This is a genomic window from Enterococcus cecorum DSM 20682 = ATCC 43198, from assembly GCF_000407565.1.
Taxonomy (GTDB): Bacteria; Bacillota; Bacilli; order Lactobacillales; family Enterococcaceae; genus Enterococcus_E; species Enterococcus_E cecorum.
In genome coordinates this window covers 45991-70460 of the sequence record NZ_ASWI01000006.1, presented here as the reverse complement: position 1 = coordinate 70460, position 24470 = coordinate 45991, and the positions used below count along the sequence as shown (strand labels likewise).

At 35.8% G+C, this 24470-nt stretch carries 26 protein-coding genes; 1 reads left to right on the top strand and 25 read right to left on the bottom strand.

Features of this window, described 5'->3' with window-relative positions:
• Positions 1-2: 2 nt before the first annotated feature.
• The 20 genes from I567_RS12105 to I567_RS12010 form a co-directional block, all read right to left on the bottom strand.
• On the bottom strand, positions 3-809 hold the full coding sequence (locus I567_RS12105; protein WP_016252494.1) for an ABC transporter permease: 807 nt from the start codon (positions 807-809) through the stop codon (positions 3-5).
• A gap of 193 nt (positions 810-1002) precedes the next feature.
• A complete protein-coding gene (locus tag I567_RS12100) occupies positions 1003-1938 on the bottom strand; it encodes a glycosyltransferase family 2 protein (protein WP_016252493.1) in 936 nt (311 codons plus the stop codon).
• Between the two features lie 25 nt (positions 1939-1963).
• The gene (locus tag I567_RS12095; RefSeq protein WP_248636738.1) at positions 1964-4957 is read right to left on the bottom strand and encodes a GBS Bsp-like repeat-containing protein; all 2994 of its coding nucleotides are present in this window, start codon (positions 4955-4957) and stop codon (positions 1964-1966) included.
• A 51-nt stretch (positions 4958-5008) separates the two neighbouring features.
• Complete coding sequence (rfbD, locus tag I567_RS12090; protein ID WP_016252491.1) at positions 5009-5857, bottom strand: dTDP-4-dehydrorhamnose reductase; 849 nt, start codon at positions 5855-5857, stop codon at positions 5009-5011.
• A gap of 124 nt (positions 5858-5981) precedes the next feature.
• Positions 5982-7010 (bottom strand): dTDP-glucose 4,6-dehydratase, encoded by a 1029-nt coding sequence (rfbB, locus tag I567_RS12085; RefSeq protein ID WP_016252490.1) that lies wholly within the window; start codon positions 7008-7010, stop codon positions 5982-5984.
• Between the two features lie 10 nt (positions 7011-7020).
• Positions 7021-7593: a dTDP-4-dehydrorhamnose 3,5-epimerase gene (gene rfbC / locus I567_RS12080; protein ID WP_016252489.1), complete on the bottom strand. Its 573-nt coding sequence runs from the start codon at positions 7591-7593 to the stop codon at positions 7021-7023.
• Positions 7594-7604: 11 nt separating this feature from the next.
• On the bottom strand, positions 7605-8474 hold the full coding sequence (gene rfbA / locus I567_RS12075) for a glucose-1-phosphate thymidylyltransferase RfbA (RefSeq protein WP_016252488.1): 870 nt from the start codon (positions 8472-8474) through the stop codon (positions 7605-7607).
• Positions 8475-8577: 103 nt separating this feature from the next.
• Positions 8578-9285 carry a glycosyltransferase family 2 protein gene (locus I567_RS12070; RefSeq protein ID WP_016252487.1) on the bottom strand — a complete coding sequence of 236 codons (708 nt, stop codon included), beginning with the start codon at positions 9283-9285 and terminating at the stop codon, positions 8578-8580.
• A 2-nt stretch (positions 9286-9287) separates the two neighbouring features.
• On the bottom strand, positions 9288-10115 hold the full coding sequence (locus I567_RS12065) for a glycosyltransferase (protein ID WP_016252486.1): 828 nt from the start codon (positions 10113-10115) through the stop codon (positions 9288-9290).
• A complete protein-coding gene (locus I567_RS12060; RefSeq protein ID WP_016252485.1) occupies positions 10106-10879 on the bottom strand; it encodes a glycosyltransferase family 2 protein in 774 nt (257 codons plus the stop codon). The genes I567_RS12065 and I567_RS12060 overlap by 10 nt, the downstream gene beginning before the upstream one ends.
• Before the next feature lie 9 nt (positions 10880-10888).
• The gene (gene tsaD / locus I567_RS12055) at positions 10889-11908 is read right to left on the bottom strand and encodes a tRNA (adenosine(37)-N6)-threonylcarbamoyltransferase complex transferase subunit TsaD (RefSeq protein ID WP_016252484.1); all 1020 of its coding nucleotides are present in this window, start codon (positions 11906-11908) and stop codon (positions 10889-10891) included.
• A 7-nt stretch (positions 11909-11915) separates the two neighbouring features.
• Complete coding sequence (gene rimI, locus I567_RS12050) at positions 11916-12392, bottom strand: ribosomal protein S18-alanine N-acetyltransferase (protein ID WP_016252483.1); 477 nt, start codon at positions 12390-12392, stop codon at positions 11916-11918.
• Positions 12385-12927 carry a ribosomal protein S18-alanine N-acetyltransferase gene (gene rimI / locus I567_RS12045; RefSeq protein ID WP_016252482.1) on the bottom strand — a complete coding sequence of 181 codons (543 nt, stop codon included), beginning with the start codon at positions 12925-12927 and terminating at the stop codon, positions 12385-12387. Before rimI (I567_RS12045) ends, rimI (I567_RS12050) begins: the two co-directional genes overlap by 8 nt.
• The gene (gene tsaB / locus I567_RS12040; protein ID WP_016252481.1) at positions 12911-13633 is read right to left on the bottom strand and encodes a tRNA (adenosine(37)-N6)-threonylcarbamoyltransferase complex dimerization subunit type 1 TsaB; all 723 of its coding nucleotides are present in this window, start codon (positions 13631-13633) and stop codon (positions 12911-12913) included. The genes rimI (I567_RS12045) and tsaB overlap by 17 nt, the downstream gene beginning before the upstream one ends.
• Before the next feature lie 195 nt (positions 13634-13828).
• Entirely contained in the window at positions 13829-15379 is a 1551-nt protein-coding gene (locus I567_RS12035) for a hypothetical protein (RefSeq protein ID WP_016252480.1), read from the bottom strand.
• Positions 15372-16112 carry an ABC transporter ATP-binding protein gene (locus I567_RS12030; protein ID WP_016252479.1) on the bottom strand — a complete coding sequence of 247 codons (741 nt, stop codon included), beginning with the start codon at positions 16110-16112 and terminating at the stop codon, positions 15372-15374. Before I567_RS12030 ends, I567_RS12035 begins: the two co-directional genes overlap by 8 nt.
• Positions 16113-16241: 129 nt before the next feature.
• Positions 16242-17225, bottom strand: a complete 984-nt coding sequence (locus I567_RS12025) for a LacI family DNA-binding transcriptional regulator (protein ID WP_016252478.1) — start codon at positions 17223-17225, stop codon at positions 16242-16244.
• 11 nt (positions 17226-17236) lie between these two features.
• Positions 17237-18718 carry a UDP-glucose--hexose-1-phosphate uridylyltransferase gene (galT, locus tag I567_RS12020; protein ID WP_016252477.1) on the bottom strand — a complete coding sequence of 494 codons (1482 nt, stop codon included), beginning with the start codon at positions 18716-18718 and terminating at the stop codon, positions 17237-17239.
• 58 nt (positions 18719-18776) lie between these two features.
• On the bottom strand, positions 18777-19772 hold the full coding sequence (gene galE, locus I567_RS12015; RefSeq protein WP_016252476.1) for a UDP-glucose 4-epimerase GalE: 996 nt from the start codon (positions 19770-19772) through the stop codon (positions 18777-18779).
• An 18-nt stretch (positions 19773-19790) separates the two neighbouring features.
• Complete coding sequence (locus I567_RS12010) at positions 19791-20957, bottom strand: galactokinase (protein WP_016252475.1); 1167 nt, start codon at positions 20955-20957, stop codon at positions 19791-19793.
• A gap of 182 nt (positions 20958-21139) precedes the next feature.
• Between I567_RS12010 and I567_RS12580 the strand changes: the two genes are divergently transcribed.
• Entirely contained in the window at positions 21140-21307 is a 168-nt protein-coding gene (locus I567_RS12580; RefSeq protein WP_016252474.1) for a DUF3042 family protein, read from the top strand.
• Positions 21308-21630: 323 nt separating this feature from the next.
• Here the strand turns inward: I567_RS12580 and I567_RS12005 are convergent, their stop codons facing one another.
• The 5 genes from I567_RS12005 to I567_RS11985 are packed head-to-tail and all read right to left on the bottom strand — an operon-like array spanning position 21631 to position 24464.
• The gene (locus I567_RS12005) at positions 21631-22032 is read right to left on the bottom strand and encodes a rhodanese-like domain-containing protein (RefSeq protein ID WP_016252473.1); all 402 of its coding nucleotides are present in this window, start codon (positions 22030-22032) and stop codon (positions 21631-21633) included.
• A 3-nt stretch (positions 22033-22035) separates the two neighbouring features.
• A complete protein-coding gene (locus I567_RS12000) occupies positions 22036-23016 on the bottom strand; it encodes an ROK family glucokinase (protein WP_016252472.1) in 981 nt (326 codons plus the stop codon).
• On the bottom strand, positions 23001-23225 hold the full coding sequence (locus tag I567_RS11995; RefSeq protein ID WP_018345378.1) for a YqgQ family protein: 225 nt from the start codon (positions 23223-23225) through the stop codon (positions 23001-23003). The genes I567_RS12000 and I567_RS11995 overlap by 16 nt, the downstream gene beginning before the upstream one ends.
• A gap of 19 nt (positions 23226-23244) precedes the next feature.
• A complete protein-coding gene (locus tag I567_RS11990; RefSeq protein ID WP_016252470.1) occupies positions 23245-23913 on the bottom strand; it encodes a rhomboid family intramembrane serine protease in 669 nt (222 codons plus the stop codon).
• Between the two features lie 11 nt (positions 23914-23924).
• Positions 23925-24464 carry a 5-formyltetrahydrofolate cyclo-ligase gene (locus I567_RS11985; protein ID WP_016252469.1) on the bottom strand — a complete coding sequence of 180 codons (540 nt, stop codon included), beginning with the start codon at positions 24462-24464 and terminating at the stop codon, positions 23925-23927.
• Positions 24465-24470 lie beyond the last annotated feature (6 nt).

The following is a 24470-nucleotide window of genomic DNA, read 5'->3' as shown; positions in this document are numbered from 1 at the left end:
CCTTATAATACATCAGAAAAATGTGGTTTCAAGCGTTTAAAGACGACACTACCAATTAACAGTAACGCAAGTGTCCAAACCCAAAAATAAATGCTTAAAGCGGGATGTTGCCAGAACCAACCTTCACTAAAGAATGCATTACGGTATCCTTGAATCACATAAAATAGTGGATTTAATTTTAAAATAGTTTGAACAACTGGTGGAAAAGCACTCACACTCCAAAGTACCGGACTTCCCCACATCAAAGTTTGCATGATGACACCAATAAATTGATTGATATCAGGGAAAAATGGTTGAATAGAGGCTGTAATCCAAGTCAAGCCAGTTAAGAACATCATCATACAAAAGCCATAATAGATTACTTGAATCGTTTGGATACTAGGAATAAAGCCATTCAAAATCGTTACTAGAAATGCAATTGCCAAGAAAAAAATGTGCATATATAAATTAGAAATCAGCTTTGAAGTCGGCAAAATTCGAATATTAAAGACAACTTTTTTAACTAAATAACTGTATTCTCTAAAAACATTGGTTGCTGAACCCAAGACATCAGAAAAATAAAACCATGGGACAATCCCTGTCAGTAAGTAACAGATAAACGGATATTTTCCATCTGTTAATCCTGATTTCAAACCAACATCAAAAACAAACCAATAAGTCAACACCGTTACGATTGGATTGACAAATGCCCAAAAAATACCTAACGTAGAACTCGCATATCTCGAACGAAAATCATTATACGAAAATTGCATTAATAATTTTTTGTTAGTCAAAACATCTTTAAAAATAGAAAACAAATCTTTTATCATCCTTATATTCCTTTCGAAGTCATTCAGTATATTAAAAAAAAGTAAGATAATTAACAGTCCTATTTTACATAATGAAAATACTAATAGCAAGGTAATTAGCAAAAATGTAACCAAGTTTAAATAATACGCAACAATTTAAGAAAAAATGCCTAAGAATAATAATTTGTTAAACAAATATTCTTAGGCGATAATATTATTTTTTATAATTAGCGTAAAAACCTTGTAGTTGTAACTCGTAGTCTTTTTTTTGATTCATTACTACAGTATCAAGTATTAAACCAGTAAATAATGATAAAAAAGATATTATCATTAATCCAGTTGCCAATAGTGCAGAAGGAACCTTAGTTATAAATCCTGTTTCCATAAACTCATAAATTACTGGCCCCCCAATAAATAAACCTAAAATGAAAAACAATAGGAAAAAAAATCCAAAAAATAATAGCGGTTTGTAATCTTTAAACATTTTTAAGATTGTAAAGACTACTTTTAATCCATCTGAGTAAGTATTTAGTTTCGACTCACTTCCTTCCGGCCGATCCCTATACTCTATCGGAATCTCTAGAAGTTTAAATCTCTTATCCAATGCATGAATTGTGAATTCTGTCTCAATTTGAAAACCAGAACTCATTACTGGAAATGATTTCACAAAAATTTTATTAAATGCTCGATATCCAGTCATAACATCTTTAATACTACTTTTGTATAAACTATTAATAGAATCTCTTACAAAATTATTTCCTAAATCATGAAAAGCTCGTTTATTCTCAGAATAATATGTGCCATTAGATAACCTATCTCCAATTACCATATCATATCCTTCTTTTAATCCTTCAATTAATGAATGACAAGCTTCTGCTGGATAAGTATCATCTCCATCAACCATTATATAATAATCAGCCTCAATATCAAAAAACATCTGTCGAATAACATTTCCCTTACCTTGACGGGGCTCCTTTTTTACAATCGCACCTTCTTCTACAGCAATTGAGTAAGTTGCATCTGTAGAATTGTTGTCATAAACATAAATACTCGCCTGAGGAAGTTCTCTTTGAAAATCGTTTATTACTTTTTTAATCGTTAATTCCTCATTAAAACACGGAATCATTATAGCAATCTTATTATCTTCCATTAACTTTTTCCTTTCTGTCCTATAACTAAAAGAAGTAATCAAAATTTTTATTAACTAATCTTGAAATATCTAAATTATATCCATAGCCATTTATTTTACCGTTAGAAGTGTATTGATGTAAGTCATATACGTTTGTACTGGTAGGATTATACCCTTGATAGAGACCGTTATCTAATCCATAAGTTGGAATCCAAATACCTTGAAATTTGCTTGTATCCACATTGTATAATTTATACTTATCATTACCGATATATAAACCTATTTTTTTAGCACCCAAGTTCGATAACGTTGACCTATATAACTCAACGCCACTTCTAACATTATTATTAGCTTGAGTCATTAACCCTGGTTCCTCCACGTCTAACCACCAAAAAGAAGGATTAAACTCCTTTGCTCTGTTATAAAACAATTTTGCTTCATTGACCATTTGATTATAGTCCTGACCCCTAACCCAAGCATATACTGCTACTGGAATATTACGTTTCTTTAATTCTGTAATATGTTTCTTATAATGCATATCAACATAATTTTGACCATATTGAATACGAACGATAACTCCTCTAATATGCTTTGCTAATTCATCGTAATTGATTAAATCAGGTTTTTGATGTTCAGAAATATCTATTATCTTATATGGTTTCGATAGATTAATACTCCCTGCAGGTAAACCAATTGGGTTCTTTACTCCGAACTGATAAATATATACATCAGATTTATATATTCCTGATAGAAGCTGATGATCCATGACAGAAATATGAGCTTTATAATAGCCATTTCCAATGTTTTTCGCTTCATGCCATATAATATCTGATTGATCAATACTTGACCACGTTGGAACCAAGATTTTACTCACATTTAACTTATTATCAACTTTTACTAATACATCATAATTTCCATTATCGAAGTCTACATTAACAATTCGCGCAGAATTCCCACTTGATTTTGAAATATCACTTAGTACGGTTTGCCCTAAATTCAAAAACTCAAATTTGCCATTATTCATATACATATAAACATGTGTATAAAATGCCCCGGAATTAAAATTATGATTTGCAGCTTGCATGTGAACATGCCATTTTCCATCTGCACCCTCTTCAGCTTTGTACCACTTTATATCACTTTGATCATTTCTAGACCAAATTGGAATTAAAATTTCACGAATACCAGAATTTGAAAAAGCATCGATGACAACATCATAACTACTATTTGTTTGATTAACATTTATTATTTTCCCACTTAATGTATTAGGTATATTTTTTATTTCAACATTGCCAACCACAATACCATGTTGTTTTCCGTTGTTACTATACATGTAAACATGTGTTGTATACGTCCCGCGATTATATTTATGGTTCGCAATATTCATATGCACAACATAACTACCATCAACCTGTTTTTCAGCTTTGTACCATTTGATATCATTTTGGTCTTTTGCCGACCAAATTGGTACTAATATTTCTTTAATACCTGAATCTATTTGGCCATTAATAACTACGTCATAGCTACCTTCAGCTTGATTGACATTCTTAATTTCAGCCTCTAATTTTGAATGAACATCAGGTAAAATTGTATTTCCTACAACCATTCCATGTTGCTTTCCGTTATTACCATACATATATACATGTGTCGTATAAGTGCCACGATTGTATTTATGGTTCGCAATATTCATATGCACAATATAGCTATCATCAGCTTGTTTACTTGCTTTGTACCATTTGATATCTTTTTGATTTTTATCAGACCAAATTGGTACCAGGATTTCTCTTACGCCAGAATCAATCTGACCTTTGATGACAACGTCATAACTACCCTTGTCTTTATTAACATGTTTAATTTCGGCATCCAATTTCGTATTAACATCTGGTAGAGCTGTATTACCTACAACCATTCCGTGTTGTTTTCCATTATTACCATACATATATACATGTGTTGTATAGGTGCCACGATTATATTTATGATTGGCAATATTCATGTGCACAACATAAGATCCATCAGATTGCTTACTTGCTTTGTACCACTTGATATCCTTCTGATTTTCATCAGACCAGATTGGTACTAAAATTTCTCTTACACCTGAATCAATTTGCCCCTTAATTATTACATCGTATGAGCCATTTGAAATATTTACATTCGTAATTCTCGCATCTAATTTCGTATTATTGGTTTCTGGCAAATTAGTATCATTAACTACAATCGCTCTGCCTGAATGGTCATTATTATACATATATACATGGGTATGATAAACTCCATGATGATATTTATGATTAGCAATATTCATATGAACTAAATAACTACCATCAGGTTGTTTAACTGCATCATACCATTTAATGTCACTCTGATCTTTTGAAGACCAAATTGGAACTTTTACATGATGAATGCCCGAACTACTACTTCCATAAATGACAACATCATAACTTCCTTTTGATGTATTTACATTCTGAATTTTAGCACTCAGTTTTGTTTCACGAGATTCAATAGTAGTATCATTTAAAACAGTGCCAATATTATGCTTGTTATCGTTTGAGTACACATAGACATGGGTATGAAAAGTTGCTCGATGATACTGATGTTCAGAAAAATTCATATGAACAATCCACGTACCATCATCTTGTAATTTTGCTTCATACCATTTGATATCTTTTTGTTGTGCATCTGACCAGATTGGAACTAATACTTGTTTAATACCTGACTGCACATTTTCATTCACTTTTACAACAACATCATAGGTACCATTTTCTTGGTTCACATTCTTGATAGTACCTTCGATTGGTTTAACTGACTGAACAGCGGCTTGGACGGCTACCTCAGAAGTCGTATTGGCAGTGTTTGGCGTAATAGAAATTGTTTCCTCAGATTTGGTAACTGAGGTTGTGGAAGTTGTAGTCGAAGTTTCATTTAATGTATTCGTTGTGCTCGTTGATTGCGTATCATCGGCATGTACAGATTGAAAAGTCGGATATATCCCTGTTAGCATTGAAAGTGTTGTGACACAAACGCCTAAAGTCATCCATTTTTTCATTTTCATAAGCCCTTTTCTCCTCCCAATATCATTTTCCCATTCTCGAATTTTTTATTCGCCTTGTGCAACTGCTGCTAGCATGCCTTGAAGTGCTTCTTGCCATGTAGGAATATGGAATCCAAGTGCTTTAGTTTTAGATAAGTCCATAACTGAATATTGTGGGCGAGTTGCTTTTTGTGGAAATTGTTCTGAAGTGACTGGTGAAACTTTAACATCCGTATCTTTCAAAATTTCCTTAGCAAACTCATACCATGAACAAGCGTTGTCATTTGATAAGTGATAAATGCCAAATGGCGCTTTTTGATCAATCACAAAATACATAAATTCAGCTAATGTACGTGTCCAAGTTGGGCGGCCGAATTGGTCATTAACGATTGTGAGTTCATCACGCGTTTCAGCCAATTTTTGCATCGTAAAGACAAAATTGTGACCATACTTACCAAATACCCAAGAAGTGCGGATAATGTAGTAATCATCCATTATTTCTTGAACCGCTTTTTCTCCTAAAGCTTTGGTACGTCCATATTCATTTAATGGATTGATTGGGGCATCTACTGCATATTCGCCATCCTTTAATTTTCCGTCAAATACATAGTCCGTACTGATATAAACTAATGTAGCACCTACTTCTTTAGCTGCTAGTGCAACATTACGTGTACCATCCACATTGATTTTTTCATCTAATGCTTTTCCTTCATCTTCTGCCTTATCTACTGCAGTATAAGCAGCACAATGATAGATAACAGTTGGTTTTAGATTAGTGATATAATCCATTGTCGCTTGAGCATCCGTAATATCCATTTCCTTGGCATCAGTAGAGACATACTTCACTCCTTTTTCATCAAGTAAATGACGTAATTCGGTACCTAATTGACCAGTTCCACCAGTTAATAAAATCATATTTTTCTCTCCTTTAAAAATCTTTTAAATGACTTTATGCTTTAAATCGTTGAAAAAGGCTGCTCAGAATGATTCGAGCGAGCCTTTTAAAAGTTTTTATTGAGTTTTTTATCAGTCAGATTGCTTATTGGCCGTTTTTTGCATAGTTTGCTTCCACAGCTTGTTTTTCAGCTTCCCACCAACCGCGATTTTCTTGATACCATTTAATTGTATCAGCTAAACCATCTTTGAAGTTAGTGAATTGTGGTTGCCAACCTAATTCTTCACGAAGTTTGGTTGAATCGATGGCATAACGTAAATCATGCCCTGGACGATCATTGACGTGGTCATAATCTTTTGAATCTTGACCCATCAATTCAAGAATCAATTCGATAACTTCTTTATTATTCTTCTCACCATCAGCTCCAATTAAGTAAGTTTCACCAATACGGCCTTTGGTAAGAATCGCCCATACAGCTGATGAATGATCATTGGTATGAATCCAGTCACGTACATTTTTACCATCACCATATAATTTTGGACGAATGCCACTTAAAATATTGGTAATTTGACGTGGAATGAATTTTTCAATATGTTGGTAAGGACCATAGTTATTTGAGCAGTTTGAGATTGTTGCTTGTAAACCAAAAGAACGAACCCAAGCTTTTACTAAAAGGTCTGAACCAGCTTTAGTTGAAGAATATGGGCTTGAAGGATTATAAGGTGTTTTATCAGTGAATTTTTCGCCCTCTCCTTCACCATGACCTGGTAAATCTTCGCGCAATGGTAAATCACCATATACTTCATCAGTTGAAACATGATGGAAACGTACATTGTGTTTGCGACATGCTTCAATCAAAGTATACGTACCGATTAAGTTGGTTTGCACAAATGGGAATGGATCTTTTAAGGAATTATCATTATGTGATTCAGCAGCATAATGAACAACTGCATCTGTATCCTTCACCAATTCATCGACTAATTTCGCATCCGCAATATCACCAACTACCAATTGTACACGGTCTTCAGGTAGTCCTGCTAAGTTTGCTTTATTCCCAGCATAGGTTAATTTATCCAAAACAGTGACATGCACTTCTGGATGATTATTGACAACATAATGTACAAAGTTTGAACCGATAAATCCGGCTCCTCCAGTTACGATAATTTTTTTCATAAGTCTCTCCTTAAATTTCACCATATACAAATGGGTTTTCTGCTTCAAATTCTTTCAAAGTAGGATGTTTTTTGTCCTTATCAGATAGAATCGCTTTAGAAATATCGATTGGCCAGTTAATTGCTAAATCTGGATCATCAAAAGCAATTCCACCATCTGCAGGGGCATTATAATAATTATCACATTTATATAAGAAATTCACATTATCAGTTAAAGTCACGAAACCATGCGCAAAGCCTTTTGGTACAAGTAATTGACGATGGTTGTGTTCTGAAAGGATATAACCTTCCCATTGTCCATAAGTTGGGCTACCTTTACGAATATCCACAATCACATCTAATACAGCACCAGTGACGACACGAATTAATTTAGTTTGTGCTGCTTCTCCTTTTTGGAAATGTAGGCCACGTAAGACACCCGCTTGTGAAGATAAGGAATGATTATCTTGCACAAAATCATAGTCTAAACCATGTTCTAAAAATTTGGCTCTTGAATAACTTTCTGTAAAGAAACCACGATGATCTCCAAAGACGTCCATTTCAATGATTTTTACGTCTTGTAGCTTTGTATCATAAACTTTCACAACAAATCCTCCTAGTTTTGCGCAGCTAATCGTAATAAATATTGTCCATATTGATTTTTTTTCAACGGTTGTGCTAATTCAACCAATTGTTCTTTTCCGATATACCCCATACGATAAGCAATTTCTTCTAAACATGCGACTTTTAAGTTTTGACGTTTTTCAATGGTTTCGATAAAGGTAGAAGCTTCTAATAAAGATTCGTGTGTGCCTGTATCTAACCATGCAAAACCACGACCCATCACTTCAACAGATAATTTACCGCGTTCTAGATATACTTTATTGACATCAGTAATTTCTAGTTCACCACGCGCAGATGGTTTAATATTTTTAGCAATTTCAACCACATCATTATCGTAGAAGTAAAGACCTGTTACTGCATAATTTGATTTTGGATGTTCTGGTTTTTCTTCAATTGAGATAGCTGTCATATTTTCGTCAAATTCAACCACACCAAAACGTTCTGGATCGTTGACATGATAGCCAAAGACCGTCGCACCTTCTGTTTTGCTAGCAGCACGTTGCAACATTTTTGATAAACCGCCACCATAATAAATATTATCTCCTAAAACAAGGCAGACACTATCATCACCGATAAATTCTTCACCGATAATGAAGGCTTGTGCTAATCCATCTGGACTTGGTTGTACAGCATATTCAATATGAATTCCTAGCTCATGACCGTCACCGAATAATTCTTCAAATCGTGGTGTATCTTGAGGGGTAGAAATAATCAAGATTTCCTTAATTCCTGCCAACATCAAAGTAGACATTGGATAATAAATCATTGGTTTGTCATAAATTGGCATTAATTGTTTTGAAGTTGCACGAGTTAATGGATATAGACGTGTGCCACTTCCGCCAGCTAGAATAATTCCTTTCATAAGTAAAAATCTCCTTCAACTTTTATTTACTATCTGATTATCTCATTTTACCAAACATTTGTCACAAGTTTCTAGATTTTGATAAAAAAATGTAAAAAAATTTTTATTTTCTAATGAATTTCTTGTAAATAATGGCCCAAATCAGATTCACACGCCAGATAAGTTGCTGTAATTTGGACGATTTGGTTTGTAATTGGCTCGCATTGTCCTCGTGACGACGATAATCGGTCAAAACTTCTGGTAAAAGCGCAACATTTGGTTCAGCCATAATTCCGATAAACATATCATGCATCGGTACATGTTTAGGAATGGGTAGAATTTCGTGCTTTAAGTCTGCGCGAAAGGCCATCCCTGCACCGATATAGCGATTGCGAATAATATTGGCAATCGTTCCTGTTTTAACCTTTTTATACTTAAAATAAGAAGCATGCACAAGTTTTAAATCAGAATCGACAATGGCTAAATCACTTAAAATCAACTTGGTTTGTGGATGCAGTTGAAATAAAGCTAATATTTTTTCTACCTTATCTGCATGCCAGACATCATCTTGATCCGCTAAAAAGATAAAATCTCCTTTACTTTGAGAGATGCAGTAGTTGAAATTAGCAATAACGCCTTTTCTTGGCCCCTGTAACAAGCGAATTTGTGGGTATTTATTTTGAAATTCTTGAATAATTGCAATCGTGTAATCAGTGGAGCCATCATCAGAGATTAAACACTCATCATCATAAGAAAGCTGACTGAGGATACTTGATAACTGTGCTTTTAAATATTTTTCTCCATTATAAGTCGTCATACAGACCGAAATCATAGTTACTTCCCTCGTTTCAACTCAAAATAACTTCGTAAAGTCATCTTCCAAATTTGGCGATTTTTAACCTTCACCCATTGTTTGAGTGTTCGTTTTAATAATTGTTTGCGATGATTGTCAAGTTGTTGTGTTTCATAATTTTGATAATAATTTTTTTCTGCTTGTAAAATAGATTGGTAGCGTTTGGTTGTCATGCTTTCATAATGCATGACTGATAATTCATGCTGTAGTTTAGATTCAAGGACATAAACTGATTTTTGTTGCTGAAAAATTTCGAAAAATAGCCAATGATCCAAAAAATCTAGTGGAAATAGTGTATTAAATCCCCCGAGTTGCAAAAGAAAAGACTTACGAAAAACAGTCGCAGAATTAACAGCCATAACTCTTTGCTGATATAGTCCGGGAGTTAATGTTTGAAAATGGCGATTAATATATTGATTTGCTTGAATGGGTGAGATTTGACGCTTTTCTTCAAAGACTTGTGGACAAAGCGCGACACAATCTTGTGGTACGTGTTGGCTTTGTTGAAAAACTTCTTGAAAATAGTCACTTGTAATCGCGGTATCATGATCTAGTAAGATAAGCCATTGCGCATCCCCCATCCTCTCAAGGGCTATATTATATGCTTGGGCTAATCCGGTATTTTCAGGGCGATGAATATACGTAATCGGTAAATCAGCCGGTATTTTTTGCGCAACTGAACTATGATCAATCAATAAATAGCCGCTAATCGTTTGACCGACTTGTTGGGCTGTTTCTTTGATATTTGGTATGTCTTGCCAATTTTTTTCGTAACAAACTTGCACCAGATAAGGTAATGTTAAAACCATCGCCATCCCCACTTATTGAAAAATTTTGCCATTGATTGCATAAAGACCATAAATAATTTTCGACTACGATGTGCACCCTTACCATATAAATGAATCACCGTATCAAATGGTGAATACAAAATATGATTGCCCGTTTGATTCAGGCGTAAACAAAAATCATTATCTTCAAAATACATAAAGAAGCGTTCATCATAGCCTTGAATTTGTTTAAATACATCGACATCTATTAGCATGAAGCAGCCCGAGCCCATTGTAATAATACTACTTCTATCATCAGGTAAATTGCGACACTCATAATCCGCTAGCCGCGCGTCAAATAGCTTTTTGACAAATTGAAAAGGCACAAAGCGTAAAAAATAATCGAAAACCGTTAACTTATGCCGTACCAAATGTTGGGTCGTACCATCTTCATTTAAGACTTTTGGACTCACGGCAGCAATTTTATCTCTTTGAATCAACGTCAACATATGTGTCAATACTTCTTTTGTCACAATGATATCTGGATTGCAGATAAACGCATATTTACTTGAGGTATTTAGCAAGACTTGGTTATGTCCGTGACCAAAACCTAGATTTTCCGATGCTTCAATTAAGCGGATAAACGGATATTTTCGTAATTTTTCACGATAGCTTTCCTCTGAGGCATTATCATAAACGACCACTTCAAACCGCTCATCTTGACCCACTTCTCTTTGTAGACAATCAAGCGTCCGAAATATATCGCTACTATTATGACTGACAATGCTTATCAATACTTTTTCCATAAATTCTTCCTATTCTTCTCTTTCAAAAGCCAATGATGGTTTCGCATTAAGACTTAAATCAGCAAAATCGCCTTTTTTCATAGCAGTAAAAGCGTAACTAGCCACCATCGCAGCATTATCTCCACATAATTTTAATGGTGGAATTAATAAGGTCACTTCTGGTAATGCTTCGGTCATGGCTTCTCGTAGTGCTTCTCTTAGTCCTTGATTAGCAGCCACACCTCCTGCAACGATTAATTGTTTCACAGGATATTCTTGGCAAGCACGAATGGTCTTCGTTACTAGTACTTCGACGACACTTGCTTGAAAACTTGCGGCTAAATCTTCTTGAATAAGGCTTTCATTACGCTGTTTGGCATTATGTACCAAATTGATAAAGGCACTCTTTAAGCCACTAAAACTAAAATCAAAATTATCTTCATGAATCATCGCTCTTGGAAAATGATAAGTATCTTTCCCACGATGAGCTAATTCATCAATTTCCTTCCCACTTGGATAGCTTAAGCCCATCACACGACCGACTTTATCATAGGCTTCTCCAGCGGCATCATCACGGGTTTCGCCAATAATCTCAAATTCACCATCTGCTTGCATATAGACTAATTCTGTATGACCGCCACTAACCAATAAAGCCATTAAGGGAAACTCTAGTGGTTGCACAAACTTGGCGGCATAAATATGTCCTGCCATGTGATTGACTGGAATTAAAGGTAGTCCATGCGCCCAGGCAAAAGCTTTAGCCGCTGACAAACCAATGAGTAACGAACCTACTAAGCCTGGTCCAAACGTTACGGCCACCGCTTTTAACTCACTGGGTTTCACGTTTGCCTCACTTAATGCTTCATTGATACATAAGGTGATTTGCTCGACGTGATGGCGACTGGCTACTTCAGGCACAACCCCTCCAAAACGACGATGACTTTTTATCTGAGAAGCAATCACATTACTTAATATTTCATCCTCACTAGAAACCACAGCCACTGAAGTTTCGTCACAAGAACTTTCAATAGCTAAGATTAATTCTTTCATGTTGTTACTAATCCTCTCTTTGATATTGATAAATCCAAGCATCTTCTACTGGATGTTGATAATAATTTTTACGTTTAGCTATTTGTTTAAACCCACATTTTTCATATAGCGCAATGGCTGGCAGATTACTTTGACGGACTTCTAAAAAAATAGTTTGCCCTTGTTTTTCAAAAGACTCTTGTAGAAATTTTTGCATCAATTGATAGCCAAAGCCCAGATGTTGAAACTCTTTGAAAATTAGGACTTCATCAATTTCGATTTCATCAAGAATTTGACGATAACTAACAAAGCCAACCAATTTTGCTTGTATTTCCAAAAACAAATAATTGGTCTCTGTACTATTCAAATCAGCCATAAACTGTTCCAACGTCCAAGGTGCCCCATGCGTAAAGGCTTGATTCATTTTTTGATAGATTTGAATGATTTGTTCTTCTAAAAATTGTATCTTGCTAACTGTATTTTTTTCATCAATTTTGCTAATCATCTAACATTTTCACCATTTCTAAGGCATCTTCATGATTTTTATCATAATAACGTGGTAAGCGCCGTCTGGAAATAAATCCAAATTTGCGATATAAGCGTTGGGCATCTAAGTTGGTCACACGAACTTCTAAACTCATTTGCATACAGACATTTTTCCGGGCAAATTTCTCCACTTCTCCTAATAAAAAAGAAGCAATCCCCTGTTTTTGATATTGTGGTAAAACCGCTAAATTGGTCACATGTCCATCATAAATATCTACACGCATCCCGATAAAAGCGACTAATTGACGCTTATCAAACACGCCAAGATATAAGTGTGGCTTTTTCGAATAGAGCTCAGACAAGAAAATACTTCTCGTCCATGGTAAATCACCTTCATACACCACACGTTCAATCCGTAATAATTCTTTCATATCTGTTGGGAAAATTTCGCGCACCAAATAATCAAGTGCATTAAAGCGTACGAGTTTGGCGTGATATTTGCGTTTTCTACGAGTAATGAATGAAAAGATGAAATTTTTAGATTTTTTCCACATATTCCTGATCGCTCTTTTCTTGTGCGTGGGTCTGCAACCACTTCTCCTCAGCTTCTACTAACTTCAAATATGTTGGTAAAAAGCTAGCTACATCCGCTACTGGTGTTTGAGTACAACCTAATTGTGCTAATATACTTGCACTGGGATATTGCCAGTTTTCGATGGTATTCACTTTCGCTTGTGGTGCATACTGCGCAATTTCATCAGTGAACTTTGCTACATCTTTGCCGACCAAATAAATGGCTTGATCTTTAAAATGCGCTAACACTTCAACGATTGGATAGTGTCCGGCTGGCATGACTTCTACTAGCTGATCATCTTGCCAAATAAAAGCTTGAGCATATACATTTTTACGACGTGCATCAAAGATCGGTACAATAATTTCTGAAATATTGACACAATTTGCAGCGAGCACTTTCAAACTGGATACGCCCACCAAATCAATATTTAAGGTATCCGCTAATGTTTTGGCCGTCGTCACTCCAATGCGTAGACCGGTATATGAACCTGGTCCTTGTGCCACAACAATGCGATCAAGATCGGTCGGTTTTATATTGACCATTTGCATTAATTGATCAATTGCTGGCATTAATGAGATGCTGTGATTTTTATTTACTGTGGTCTGAATTTGACCGAGTAGTTGATGATCTTCATGTACAGCCACTGCCAAGGTTGCATTTGAAGTATCCATCGCTAAAATTTTCATGTTTTTTCCCTACCTTTTCAATGTCTTTTCTATTATAACAGAAAACTGTGACCATGACTAACTTTCATTAAAGGATTTCAAATTCTTACATTATTCAATAAAGTAAACATACAACAATCTTTCATCAACAAAAAAAGAACCGAACATCTGCTGTATACAAATTCACATACAGTTTGGATGTTCGGTTTGAATTGATTAGATTTTTTGCCATTTTAGAATCTGCCAAATATACATTGCAAGAATTCCTCCAACGACTAGTAATGACAAGAGCATATTGGGCCAAAAAGCACCAAAAAGCGCAACTAAAACAACCGCAACCACCACTGCGATAATTGTCACAATCCATTTAGCAAACATAATTAAAACCATCTTGGCATTACTTCGACCACGATTAATTAACTGGATATAATCACTCCACTCAAAGAACGGTTGACGATAATCTTTTAGTAAATAATTGGCTGTTGCTGGAATCGTATATAAAACACCGCCTAAAACAAATACGGTTGCACTTAATAACGTAAATTTACCAACCAATGCAATTCCAAGTAGAATAAGAAGTGTTAGCGCTCCTTGAATAATTAAGATAAATTGGAATTTCAAGCGCAAATATTTTTTTATATCTTGTGGTGTAGTAGCCAAAAAGTGAAAATTTTGCCGTTCAAGCGAAACTAAGATGGCCGGTAAACTATTTGGTGTAACAATTAAGCTAGCCAATAATACACCTACCAATAAAAAGATGCCATAATACTCAGTGCCAGCTTTTAATTCTGCTATTACCTGCATAAAACTAAAGCCAAAAAATAATGGTAATAAAATTGTCGCACTAAAAATTTGAAATAATAAAGTACTTTCTCCTATTAATCGCCATTGATAGCGCCAAAGAATAGAATGGGCGTTATCTTTTTGACCAACTGCTTTTTTCGTCGCTTTGGTTACGACATTGACTTCATTTTGGCTCAATAATGGATAGATTTTGCTGCGTGTAAGAATAACCATCAATGCAACCACCATCACAAGGCCAAGCAGACTGCTCACTCCTGGAATGGCAAAAGGTTGTGCTAGTGCAAATAACAATGGACGGATAAAGAAAACTGGTGCAGCTTCTAAATTTTGCGCTGTGTAACTATTCATTAAGATGGCAATTACAACTAATACTGAGGTAAGAATCATCATAACCTTTGCTACTTGTTTGAGGCGATGCTTGAAAGCCGGAATCAAACTCAAACCAAAAAGCAGCAATAATGAAAGCAAGAATATAAAAACGATAAGTACAATCCATAAAAAGATGGAAAGAATGATAGCAAGTACAGGATTCGTCCCTGAGTGTAGACTGTAGTTTATAAAGGCAGCTAAACAAGGGAACAGATAGATGATTATCGTAAAGACTGTAATAAAAGACTTGCTCCATATCACTAAATTTAGCGGAATGGGCAAGGTTTTATAATGGTCAAAATCATTATTATCAAAGAAAGTATTGTAAATAAGCGAAATGCCTTGAGATAGCGAAATGCCTACTAAAACCAAAAACAAACCATTAAATTGTCCGGGATATTGGTAGAGATTTTGTACCATGAATATACCGCCATACAAAATAACAATAAAAATCGGGAATATCAGGTTTTGTAACAACAAACCTTTGATTAAATCATCGCCATACTTTCCTTTACTACGGAGACGATTGGTCATTTGGGGATTGCTTTGGATTAATCCCAGTTTGAGTAACGCAACAAATTGTTGTTTATTCATGTGCCTCACCTACTTTTTCTTCACCAGTCATCGATAAGTAGATTTCTTCTAATGTTTTTCCTGGTTGACTAGCTAATAAATCCTCCACAGTTCCGGCATAAATGACTTCTCCTTTTTTCAGGATAGCCAATTCATCACAAACTTCTTGGGCAATGGCTAAGATATGTGTTGAAAAAATAACTGTATTACCATTTTCTACATGTTTTTTAATCAATTCTTTTAATTCGAATGCTGACTGAGGATCTAATCCTGTCAACGGTTCGTCTAATATCCAAATATCAGGATCCAATGTCAAGGCACCAATTAAAATTACCTTTTGGCGCATTCCGTGAGACATACTAGAAATTAACGTATTTTGGTCGGCTTCCATTGAAAAAAGTTGGATATATTCCTGCATTTTGGCCGCCACATCTTGGTAATTGAGGCGATATATATCAATCATTAACCGCCAATATTCCATCGCTGTTAATTGTAAAAAGAGGTCAGGACTATCAGGTACATAGCCAATTTTTTGCTTAATTTCTTGGCGATGTGTCGTTAATTCTTGGCCATCTACCTTAATTTTGCCATTCGTTAAATCATGGGCACTGACTAAACTCTTAATTAGTGTGGATTTTCCCGCACCATTATGCCCCAACAAACCAAACACCGTACCATTTTTAATTGTAAGGTTCACATCTTTGAGCGCTCGTTTTTGGTCATAAAACTTATCCGCATGAATCACTTCAATCATTTTTCATCACTCCTTGTCAATATAGAATAATTGTACCATATATCACAAACATTAGTCATCAAACCTAAGAACTAGATTTTGCAATAAAATAGAAAAACACGCACTTGATGAAAAGCACGTGTTTATTTTTTATTTTGTTGAATCGCGTAAAATTAATTTTGTTGCGATAGTAATCTTTCGCGGAAATGGGGCATTCTCTTTTGCTAACTGAACCATCGTATCCAGTGCTAATTCTCCCATCCATTCGGTAGGCACTTGGATGGTACTTAAGCTAGGACTGACATATTTAGCCACAGAGATATCATTAAATCCTATCACAGCAACATCCTCTGGTACCTTTAACCCGTGTTCTTGAATTGCTTGCATCGCACCAATTGCCAAGGCATCACTAGCAGCAAAAAACACATCTGGTAACACATCAGGCTGTTTGGCTAAAAATTTTCGCATCGCTTGTTTGCCACCCTCTACTGTGAAAGGTGCAAACAAATAGTTTTCCTGACGTGAGAGTTTTAAACGTTCTAAATTTGCTTTAAAATATTGATATCGTTTGTCTGCTACTTGATGGTGATTGGATTTCGTATATTCTACTCCGCTGAGCATACCAATATTTTCATAACCAGATTTCACGATATAATCCACCACTTGGGCCACACTTTGTTCAAAATCGATGACTAAAGAATTATACCCAGATATCAGTTCATCTGAATCGACAAATAAAATCGGTTCATTGGTTTGTGCAAGTAGTTTGATTTCTTGAGATTCAAATTTTCCTAAAGCGATAATGCCATCGGTGGTTTGCTCTGATAAATGATGTAAAGATTCTTTTAACAAACCGATATTTAGTTCTTCAGCTTTTTTCTCAATACCCAATCGAATCGCTAAATAATAAAGATCGGCAAGTTCTTCTTCGCTGTCATACCATTGCACTAAGCGAAAGGTCATGACTTCTTTTTTCTTATTCTTATGTTTGGTATAGTTGAGCTGTTCGGCAACCTCAAAGATTTTTTTACGTGTTTCTTGGCTCACCGAAAGCTCCATATCATAATTAAGTACTCTAGACACCGTGGCTGGTGAGACTTGGGCAAGATTTGCAATATCCTTGATTGTTGCCATAGTTTCCCCTCCTAAAGAGTTTGAATGAAGCGCATGAAGGCTGCTTGACCTTGTTCATTACGTTTAAACACACCAGCATCTGCTAAAACTTGTGAGAAAATTTGTCCTACTTCTTGGCGGATGATTTCCGTTGCATTATCTTTGGTGAATGAATATTTCTTCTTCATTTCATCTACCCAAGGACGATGATAATCAGCTAGCTCATTTTCTTGATTTAACACATATTTTTCAACTTCGACTAATTCTGCTTTTAGTCTTGGTGGTAAGACTGCCAAGCCCATCACTTCAATTAAGCCAATATTTTCTTTTTTGATATGATGAACTTCTTTGTGTGGATGGAAAATACCGTCTGGATGTTCTTCAGAGACGTTATTATCGCGCAATACTAAATCCAATTCAAACAAGCCTTCTCGTTTTCTAGCTATCGGTGTAATGGTATGATGTGGCGTACCATCTGGCGTAACTGCTACAACTTGCACACTTTCATCACTATATTCACGCCATTTGCCTAATATTTCATTCGCAGCTTGCACGAGAGGTTCTTTTTCCAAACCTTGCAAACGAATCACTGACATTGGCCATTTCACGATACCCGCTTTGATTTGCGGAAATTTCTCTAATTTGATTTCTTTTTCAATGGGAGCTTTGGCCATTGGAAACTCATGGCGGCCTCCTTGATAATGGTCATGCGTTAAAATCGAACCACCCACAATTGGCAAATCTGCATTCGAACCGACAAAATAATGCGGCAATACTTCAACGATGCGCAATAGTCTTTCAAACGTTGCCTCATTAATTTGCATTGGGCGATGTTCTTCAGAAAGGATGATGCAATGTTCATTATAATAAGCATATGGCGAGTATTGGAATCCCCAACTTTGGCCATCTAAATTCATACGGATAATGCGATGATTGGCTCTAGCTGGGTAATTACTGCGACCTTGATATCCCTCATTTTCCATACAAAGCATACATTTCGGATAGCTCACAGACTGAACTTCACGCGCCTTCGCAATGTCTTTAGGATCTTTTTCTGGTTTAGATAAATTAATCGTAATCTCTAAATTCCCATATTCTGTAGGTGCGGTGTAAACAATATTTTTAGCAATATCACGCGTTTTAATATAATCGTTTTGCTTAGATAATTGATAAAAATAATCCGTTGCCGCTTCTGGTGACTTAGAATAATGTTGTGCAAAAAAGGCGTTCACAACAGATGGCGGTGGCGTTAAAAAGTCCATTATCTGTGCTGTTAACTGTTCTTTTTCGCTTTGGCTATTTTCAATGACCTGATTTGTTAAAGCTCGTTCTAATAATTGATCCAATAACTCCAAAGAAGATTGTGTTACCGGGCGCACTTGGGTATTTTCTAACGCGTCTTCACCGATTAAATGCAATAATCGGTTTTGTACATAAATTCTGTCCATTTCCATCCAGCCACCTGCTTGAATGGCAATTGTTGTAAAATCAGTAATCACTTGACTAATTGACATCTTTTCACCTTCTATTTAGTAAAGCGATAACCTAAAATAGATTATCGCTTAACACTCGTTATTTTTTGTCGTCGTAACCATGTGGATGGGAAACATGCCAATTCCACGCAGTCTCAATAATTTTTTCGATATCTGTGTATTGTGGTTGCCAGCCTAAAATTTTCTTTGCTTTTTCACTTGATGCTACTAAAGTGCTTGGATCACCCGCTCTTCTTGGGGCAATCGTAGCAGGAATTTCTTTCCCCGTTACCTTGCGAGCAGCTTCTAACATCTCTTTTACTGAATATCCTTGATTACTACCAAGGTTAAAGAAGTTGCTTTCATTACCAGCATTTAGGTATTCAAGCGCTAAAATATGGGCCGCGATTAAATCTTCCACTTGTACATAATCACGAATACAAGTACCATCTGGTGTTGGATAATCATCACCAAAGATTTTTAATTCTTTGCGTTGACCTAAAGCGACTTGTAAAATGATAGGTACCAAATGTGTTTCTGGCGTATGATCTTCACCAATACTTGCATCACTTTTAGCCCCAGCGACATTAAAGTAGCGCAAAGCAACATATTTCATGCCATAAGCGTTATCGGCCCATTTCATCATTTTTTCCATCATTAACTTACTTTCACCATATGGATTTTTCGGATTGGTTGGTGTTTCTTCAGTAATCGGACTTTCTTTAGGCTCACCATATGTAGCTGCTGTTGAAGAGAAGACGATTTTCTTCACATCATGTGCTTCCATCACTTCAAGTAAAATTTGCATACCGTAAACATTGTTATTAAAGTATTTTAATGGATTTTCAACCGATTCACCAACTAAAGAACTAGCTGCAAAGTGCACGACTGCATCAATACTTTCTTTTTCAAACACTTGATTTAAAAATGCTTTATCACGGATATCGCCTTCATAAAAAGTAGCATCTTTGTGTACAGCTTGACGGTGACCAGTTAATAAATTATCAACAACCACCACTTGATAACCCTTATTTATTAATTGATCTACAGCATGTGAACCGATATAGCCTGCCCCACCTAAAACTAAAATTGACATGATTCTTTCACCCTTAACTTATTTACTTAATTTACGTGCACCATCATCAATCTTCGCTAAATAAATATCGGCATCATAACCAACGACTTCACGATATTTATGTTTGACTTCTTCGGCAAAGGAATCAAACGCACTTTGTTTCACTAAAGCAATCGCGCAACCACCGAAACCAGCACCTGTCATACGCGCGCCTAAAACATCAGGATTTGCTTGAGCCGCAGCGACTAAAGTATCTAATTCAACCCCAGTTACTTCATAATCATATTGCAAAGATTCATGTGATTGGTTTAATAATAACCCAAATTTTACTAAATCTCCAGTTTGTAATGCATTTTTTGCTTTTAATGTTCTTTGATTTTCAGTTACTGCATGTTTTGCTCGTTTGATTAAGGTTTCATCCCCAATTAAATCTGTATTGGCATTAAAGGTTGCCTCATCTAAATCACCCAATGATTGAATATCTAATTTCTTTTGTAGACGGGATAAAGCTTCTTCACATTCAGCGCGACGTTCATTATATTTAGAGTCTGCTAATTCTCGACGTTTATTCGTGTTCATAATCGCTACTACATATTCACCGAACGCTGCTGGAATCACTTCATATTCTAAAGTATTGGTATCTAGTAATAAGGCATGATCTTTTTTGCCCATACCAATAGCGAACTGATCCATAATACCTGAATTCACACCGATAAATTTATTTTCAACTTTTTTACCAATTTTTACTAAATCTATCATTTCAAATGGCAAATCAAATAAATCACGTAAAATGACTCCGGTTAATAACTCAATCGATGCAGAGGAAGAAAGCCCCGCACCGTTTGGAATATTTCCGTTATAGGCAATTTCAAAACCTGAGTCAATGTTACCGCCAGCTTCGATTAAGAACTTCACTACCCCTTTAGGATAATTAGCCCAATCATGCACTTTTTGATAGCTTAAATCTGCTAATTCAAATTCAATAATCCCTTTTTCTGGGAAGTTGGCAGAATATAAGCGGATTTTTTGATCGTCTCGTTTGCGCGCTTGACCATATGTTCCGATTGTAATAGAAGCTGGAAAAACATGTCCACCATTATAGTCCGTATGCTCACCAATCAAATTAATTCGACCTGGTGCAAAGTAACTTCCAGTTGGTGCAACGCCAAATTGTTCAGTAAAGATTGCTTTTAATTCATTTTCCATTATGAACGCCTCACTTATAAAAGTTTTAGTAAATTTATTATAGTTTATTTACTAAATATTTTCAATAGCTTTCTATCAAAAAAATTAAAGGCTTTCATTTTTTGTTAAATTCATGAGATATAAATGGAGTTATATATTATCTTTTGTTATAATAGAGCTAGGAAATAAATGAGGTGATTGCAATGAAAAAATTTTTTAGTGGATTTTTAACAGGTACTGCAGCAACTGTTTTAGCTGCATTAGGTACTGCGAAATTGGTGAAAAAAGTTTATATTGAACCAATGGAAGAAAAGGAAAAAGAATTAGAAGAAAAACGACGTCGCGCACACCGAAAAAGCTTTGCACGATAAAGGTTGTAAGAAGGGGCGACCAGCTACAAGCAAAAGGTTATCAATCAACTTGGTCAAATACGAGAAAATTCATGTGTTACCTACTGCTAAGAAAATCGGATGAAAGGAGATTTTCTTAAGCAGGAGGGTGAATTTTCCGAGTATTTAGTTGATTGATACCGAGAAAGCTAAATTTATCCGGAATGGCAGGAAAATCCATCATGTTTAAAGATTTTCCTAGACAGGCCGGCTTAGATGCGAGGTAGCTATCCTTCGAACACCGTCTGAGGCGATCGATAATCTCTAAAAAAAGCGGTTTGTCATTTACGACAAACCGTCTTTTTTTATTCGTATTTCTTTCCTTTAGTTTTGCCTGTCCAGCCTTCAAAACCGTCTTTTAAAATAAAGATATTGTTGTAGCCGTTTTTGCGTAATTTTTTAGCAGCTCGGGTACTTAAAGCTGTACGGGTGTCATAAAGATATACAGGTTGGTCTTTACGAATGCTAGCCAAAGATTGCATCAACATTGGATAAGGAATACTACGCGCACCTAAAATATGTCCGCTATCAAATTCATTTTTTTCGCGTACATCAATAATTTGTGCTTTACGCATTCCTTCTTTAAATTCATCTTCTTCTAATACTGTTGCGAATCGACGTGCCATATATTTATAGTACGCCCAATTCAAAATCAACGCTATTAAGATAGCAAGTAATATGATATTTACCCAAAATAAAACTGACATTGATTAGACCTCTTTCACACTTTCAATAAATTGTAAGGCTAAAGATGCAGCGCCAATTACACCAGCATCATTACCCAATTGCGCTAATTTAATTTCTGTACTTTGACGTACTTGTGGGAAAGAAAATTCACGGAAGTATTTTTCAACACGACTGCGTAAAAATTCACCAGCTGCTGAAACGCCGCCGCCAATCACGATGCTTGCTGGATTAAGTGTATTTCCGATATTACCCAAAGCTAAACCAAGATAGTAACAAACTTGGTCCACTACTTTTAAGGCTAATGGATCATTATCGTTGGCTAATTCAAAGACATCCTTACTTGTGATATCTTGGCCATCATCCAAGCGACGTTTTAATTCTGAATCACCAGCATATTCTTCAGCTAATTTACGTGCAACACGAACAACACCTGTAGCAGATGAAACTGTTTCTAGACAACCTTTCTTACCACAAGTACATTCAAAGCCGTGTGGATCAACTGTTACGTGGCCGATTTCGCCAGCACAACCAGCTTTTCCGTGTAATAGATTGCCATCCATAATCACACCGCCGCCAACACCTGTTCCTAGTGTGACGAACACAACATCTGGATTATTATCACCGGCACCTTGCCAACGTTCACCTAAAGCCGCAACATTGGCATCATTATCTAAAGTAAACTTAATGCCAGTTCCTTTTTCGATTTGTTCACGAACTGGTTGTAATGCTTTCCAGTTTAAGTTGTAAGCACCGATGACCGTACCAGCTTCACGATCAACGCTACCTGGAGTCCCCATACCGATACCGATAAAGTCACTTGGTTTTAAGTCATATAAAGATAAATGATGATTAATTGATTCAATAATATCTGGTACGATATGGCTACCTTCGTCCAAGATATTCGTTGGGATACTCCATTTTTGTTGGATTTCCCCTGTTAATGTTAAAATTGCAAATTTAACCGTGGTACCACCTAGGTCAATCCCGATTATTTTTTTGGCCATTTAAATTCATCTCCTCTACTTTCCTCAAGTGTGTGTTCGCGTTTTAATATCGCCCATGCAGTCAGATAAGTTTCCTTGTCAATCAGATGGCTGTCAAATAACTGTTTCACTTCCATGCTCATTAACTCGATATCATAAATCCGCTTACCTACATAGACATAAATGCCAAACTGTTTAAGCAACTGTTGCACATCATACAAAGTTTTCACCTGACACACTACCTTTCCATTATACTAGCAATTGATATTTTTTGAAACCATATAATAAGCAAAAAATGCATAAAAAGACAAAAATTAAACCAAATAATACTTGTATAGATTTTCGATAGCTGTCTTTTTGATAAGGCACCGCAATCGTTTGCCCTAAAACGAAGCCTCCTAGCACCCCGCCAATGTGTCCAAAGATATCAATGCCGTTTCCTACTAAGCCAAATGCAAGATTGATTCCGATTAAAATTAAATATTGTTGCGTTAGTTCTTTAAAGCCAGGATAGTGCTTAAAGTGCATGCCCATCGCCACAAATGCCCCAAATACCCCAAATAAAGCAGTAGAAGCCCCAGCAGATGAGACGTTTACCTGATTAAAGGCAAAACTCGTCATATTACCTAAAATCCCGCTCAATAAATAAATGGCTAGGAAACGCCAATGCCCATAAATCGCTTCAAGCTGTTGTCCCATATAATATAAAACCACTGAATTAAAGACAATGTGCATCAAGCCATAGTGAATAAAAATTGGGGTAACAAAACGCCAATATTCATGTAAGTAGGCAACAAGTGGACCATACATGCTACCTAATTGCTTCACTGGTAAAAGGTACTCCAATAAGAATACGACTACTTGAATCGCAAATAAGGTGTAAGTAATAAAAGGACCGTTTTTATATTTTTCTAACATTTCTTCACCTCTCAACCTATAATGAGTTCACTAACTGGCACATCATAATCATCTGCCTGCCAATTTTCATTAAGCTGCTCTTTAAATACTAAGCTCAATGTATCATGAGGGTAATTTGCTAAGTAACAATCAAAATAACCTCCACCATAGCCAATCCGATAACCATCTTTACGAAAGACGACTCCCGGTACAATTAATAAATCAATTTGTTCAGCTGTAACTTCATGACTACTATGCGGTTCTTCTACCCCAAATTTTGTCACGTAGTAGTCTGTCTTTTCAGTTACTTGATAAAAAATCATTTGGTGATTTGCCAAACTTTTTGGTACGACTACTTTTTTTCCTTCTAGAAAAGCTTGTTGCATGATAGGTTTGGTATCTAATTCTAAATCCGTTGAGCGAATCATGCCAATACAAGTAGCTGCTTGCCATTTAGGATGAGCAAATAGTTCTTGATAAATCGCTGCTTGACGTTGTTTTTTTTCAGTCGTGCACTCCCTTAATTGACTTAAACGCTGCAATACTTGTTGTCTTAAGGCTTTCTTTTCCATTTGTTC

What these genes read in the sequence shown, in the direction of transcription:
- I567_RS12105 (WP_016252494.1), bottom strand. Translation starts at nt 809, where the DNA reads ATGATAAAAGATTTGTTTTCTATTTTTAAAGATGTTTTGACTAACAAA.
- I567_RS12100 (WP_016252493.1), bottom strand. Translation starts at nt 1,938, where the DNA reads ATGGAAGATAATAAGATTGCTATAATGATTCCGTGTTTTAATGAGGAA.
- I567_RS12095 (WP_248636738.1), bottom strand. Translation starts at nt 4,957, where the DNA reads ATGAAAAAATGGATGACTTTAGGCGTTTGTGTCACAACACTTTCAATG.
- rfbD (WP_016252491.1), bottom strand. Translation starts at nt 5,857, where the DNA reads ATGATTTTATTAACTGGTGGAACTGGTCAATTAGGTACCGAATTACGT.
- rfbB (WP_016252490.1), bottom strand. Translation starts at nt 7,010, where the DNA reads ATGAAAAAAATTATCGTAACTGGAGGAGCCGGATTTATCGGTTCAAAC.
- rfbA (WP_016252488.1), bottom strand. Translation starts at nt 8,474, where the DNA reads ATGAAAGGAATTATTCTAGCTGGCGGAAGTGGCACACGTCTATATCCA.
- I567_RS12070 (WP_016252487.1), bottom strand. Translation starts at nt 9,285, where the DNA reads ATGATTTCGGTCTGTATGACGACTTATAATGGAGAAAAATATTTAAAA.
- I567_RS12065 (WP_016252486.1), bottom strand. Translation starts at nt 10,115, where the DNA reads ATGGTTTTAACATTACCTTATCTGGTGCAAGTTTGTTACGAAAAAAAT.
- I567_RS12060 (WP_016252485.1), bottom strand. Translation starts at nt 10,879, where the DNA reads ATGGAAAAAGTATTGATAAGCATTGTCAGTCATAATAGTAGCGATATA.
- tsaD (WP_016252484.1), bottom strand. Translation starts at nt 11,908, where the DNA reads ATGAAAGAATTAATCTTAGCTATTGAAAGTTCTTGTGACGAAACTTCA.
- rimI (WP_016252483.1), bottom strand. Translation starts at nt 12,392, where the DNA reads ATGATTAGCAAAATTGATGAAAAAAATACAGTTAGCAAGATACAATTT.
- rimI (WP_016252482.1), bottom strand. Translation starts at nt 12,927, where the DNA reads ATGTGGAAAAAATCTAAAAATTTCATCTTTTCATTCATTACTCGTAGA.
- tsaB (WP_016252481.1), bottom strand. Translation starts at nt 13,633, where the DNA reads ATGAAAATTTTAGCGATGGATACTTCAAATGCAACCTTGGCAGTGGCT.
- I567_RS12035 (WP_016252480.1), bottom strand. Translation starts at nt 15,379, where the DNA reads ATGAATAAACAACAATTTGTTGCGTTACTCAAACTGGGATTAATCCAA.
- I567_RS12030 (WP_016252479.1), bottom strand. Translation starts at nt 16,112, where the DNA reads ATGATTGAAGTGATTCATGCGGATAAGTTTTATGACCAAAAACGAGCG.
- I567_RS12025 (WP_016252478.1), bottom strand. Translation starts at nt 17,225, where the DNA reads ATGGCAACAATCAAGGATATTGCAAATCTTGCCCAAGTCTCACCAGCC.
- galT (WP_016252477.1), bottom strand. Translation starts at nt 18,718, where the DNA reads ATGTCAATTAGTCAAGTGATTACTGATTTTACAACAATTGCCATTCAA.
- galE (WP_016252476.1), bottom strand. Translation starts at nt 19,772, where the DNA reads ATGTCAATTTTAGTTTTAGGTGGGGCAGGCTATATCGGTTCACATGCT.
- I567_RS12010 (WP_016252475.1), bottom strand. Translation starts at nt 20,957, where the DNA reads ATGGAAAATGAATTAAAAGCAATCTTTACTGAACAATTTGGCGTTGCA.
- I567_RS12580 (WP_016252474.1), top strand. Translation starts at nt 21,140, where the DNA reads ATGAAAAAATTTTTTAGTGGATTTTTAACAGGTACTGCAGCAACTGTT.
- I567_RS12005 (WP_016252473.1), bottom strand. Translation starts at nt 22,032, where the DNA reads ATGTCAGTTTTATTTTGGGTAAATATCATATTACTTGCTATCTTAATA.
- I567_RS12000 (WP_016252472.1), bottom strand. Translation starts at nt 23,016, where the DNA reads ATGGCCAAAAAAATAATCGGGATTGACCTAGGTGGTACCACGGTTAAA.
- I567_RS11990 (WP_016252470.1), bottom strand. Translation starts at nt 23,913, where the DNA reads ATGTTAGAAAAATATAAAAACGGTCCTTTTATTACTTACACCTTATTT.
- I567_RS11985 (WP_016252469.1), bottom strand. Translation starts at nt 24,464, where the DNA reads ATGGAAAAGAAAGCCTTAAGACAACAAGTATTGCAGCGTTTAAGTCAA.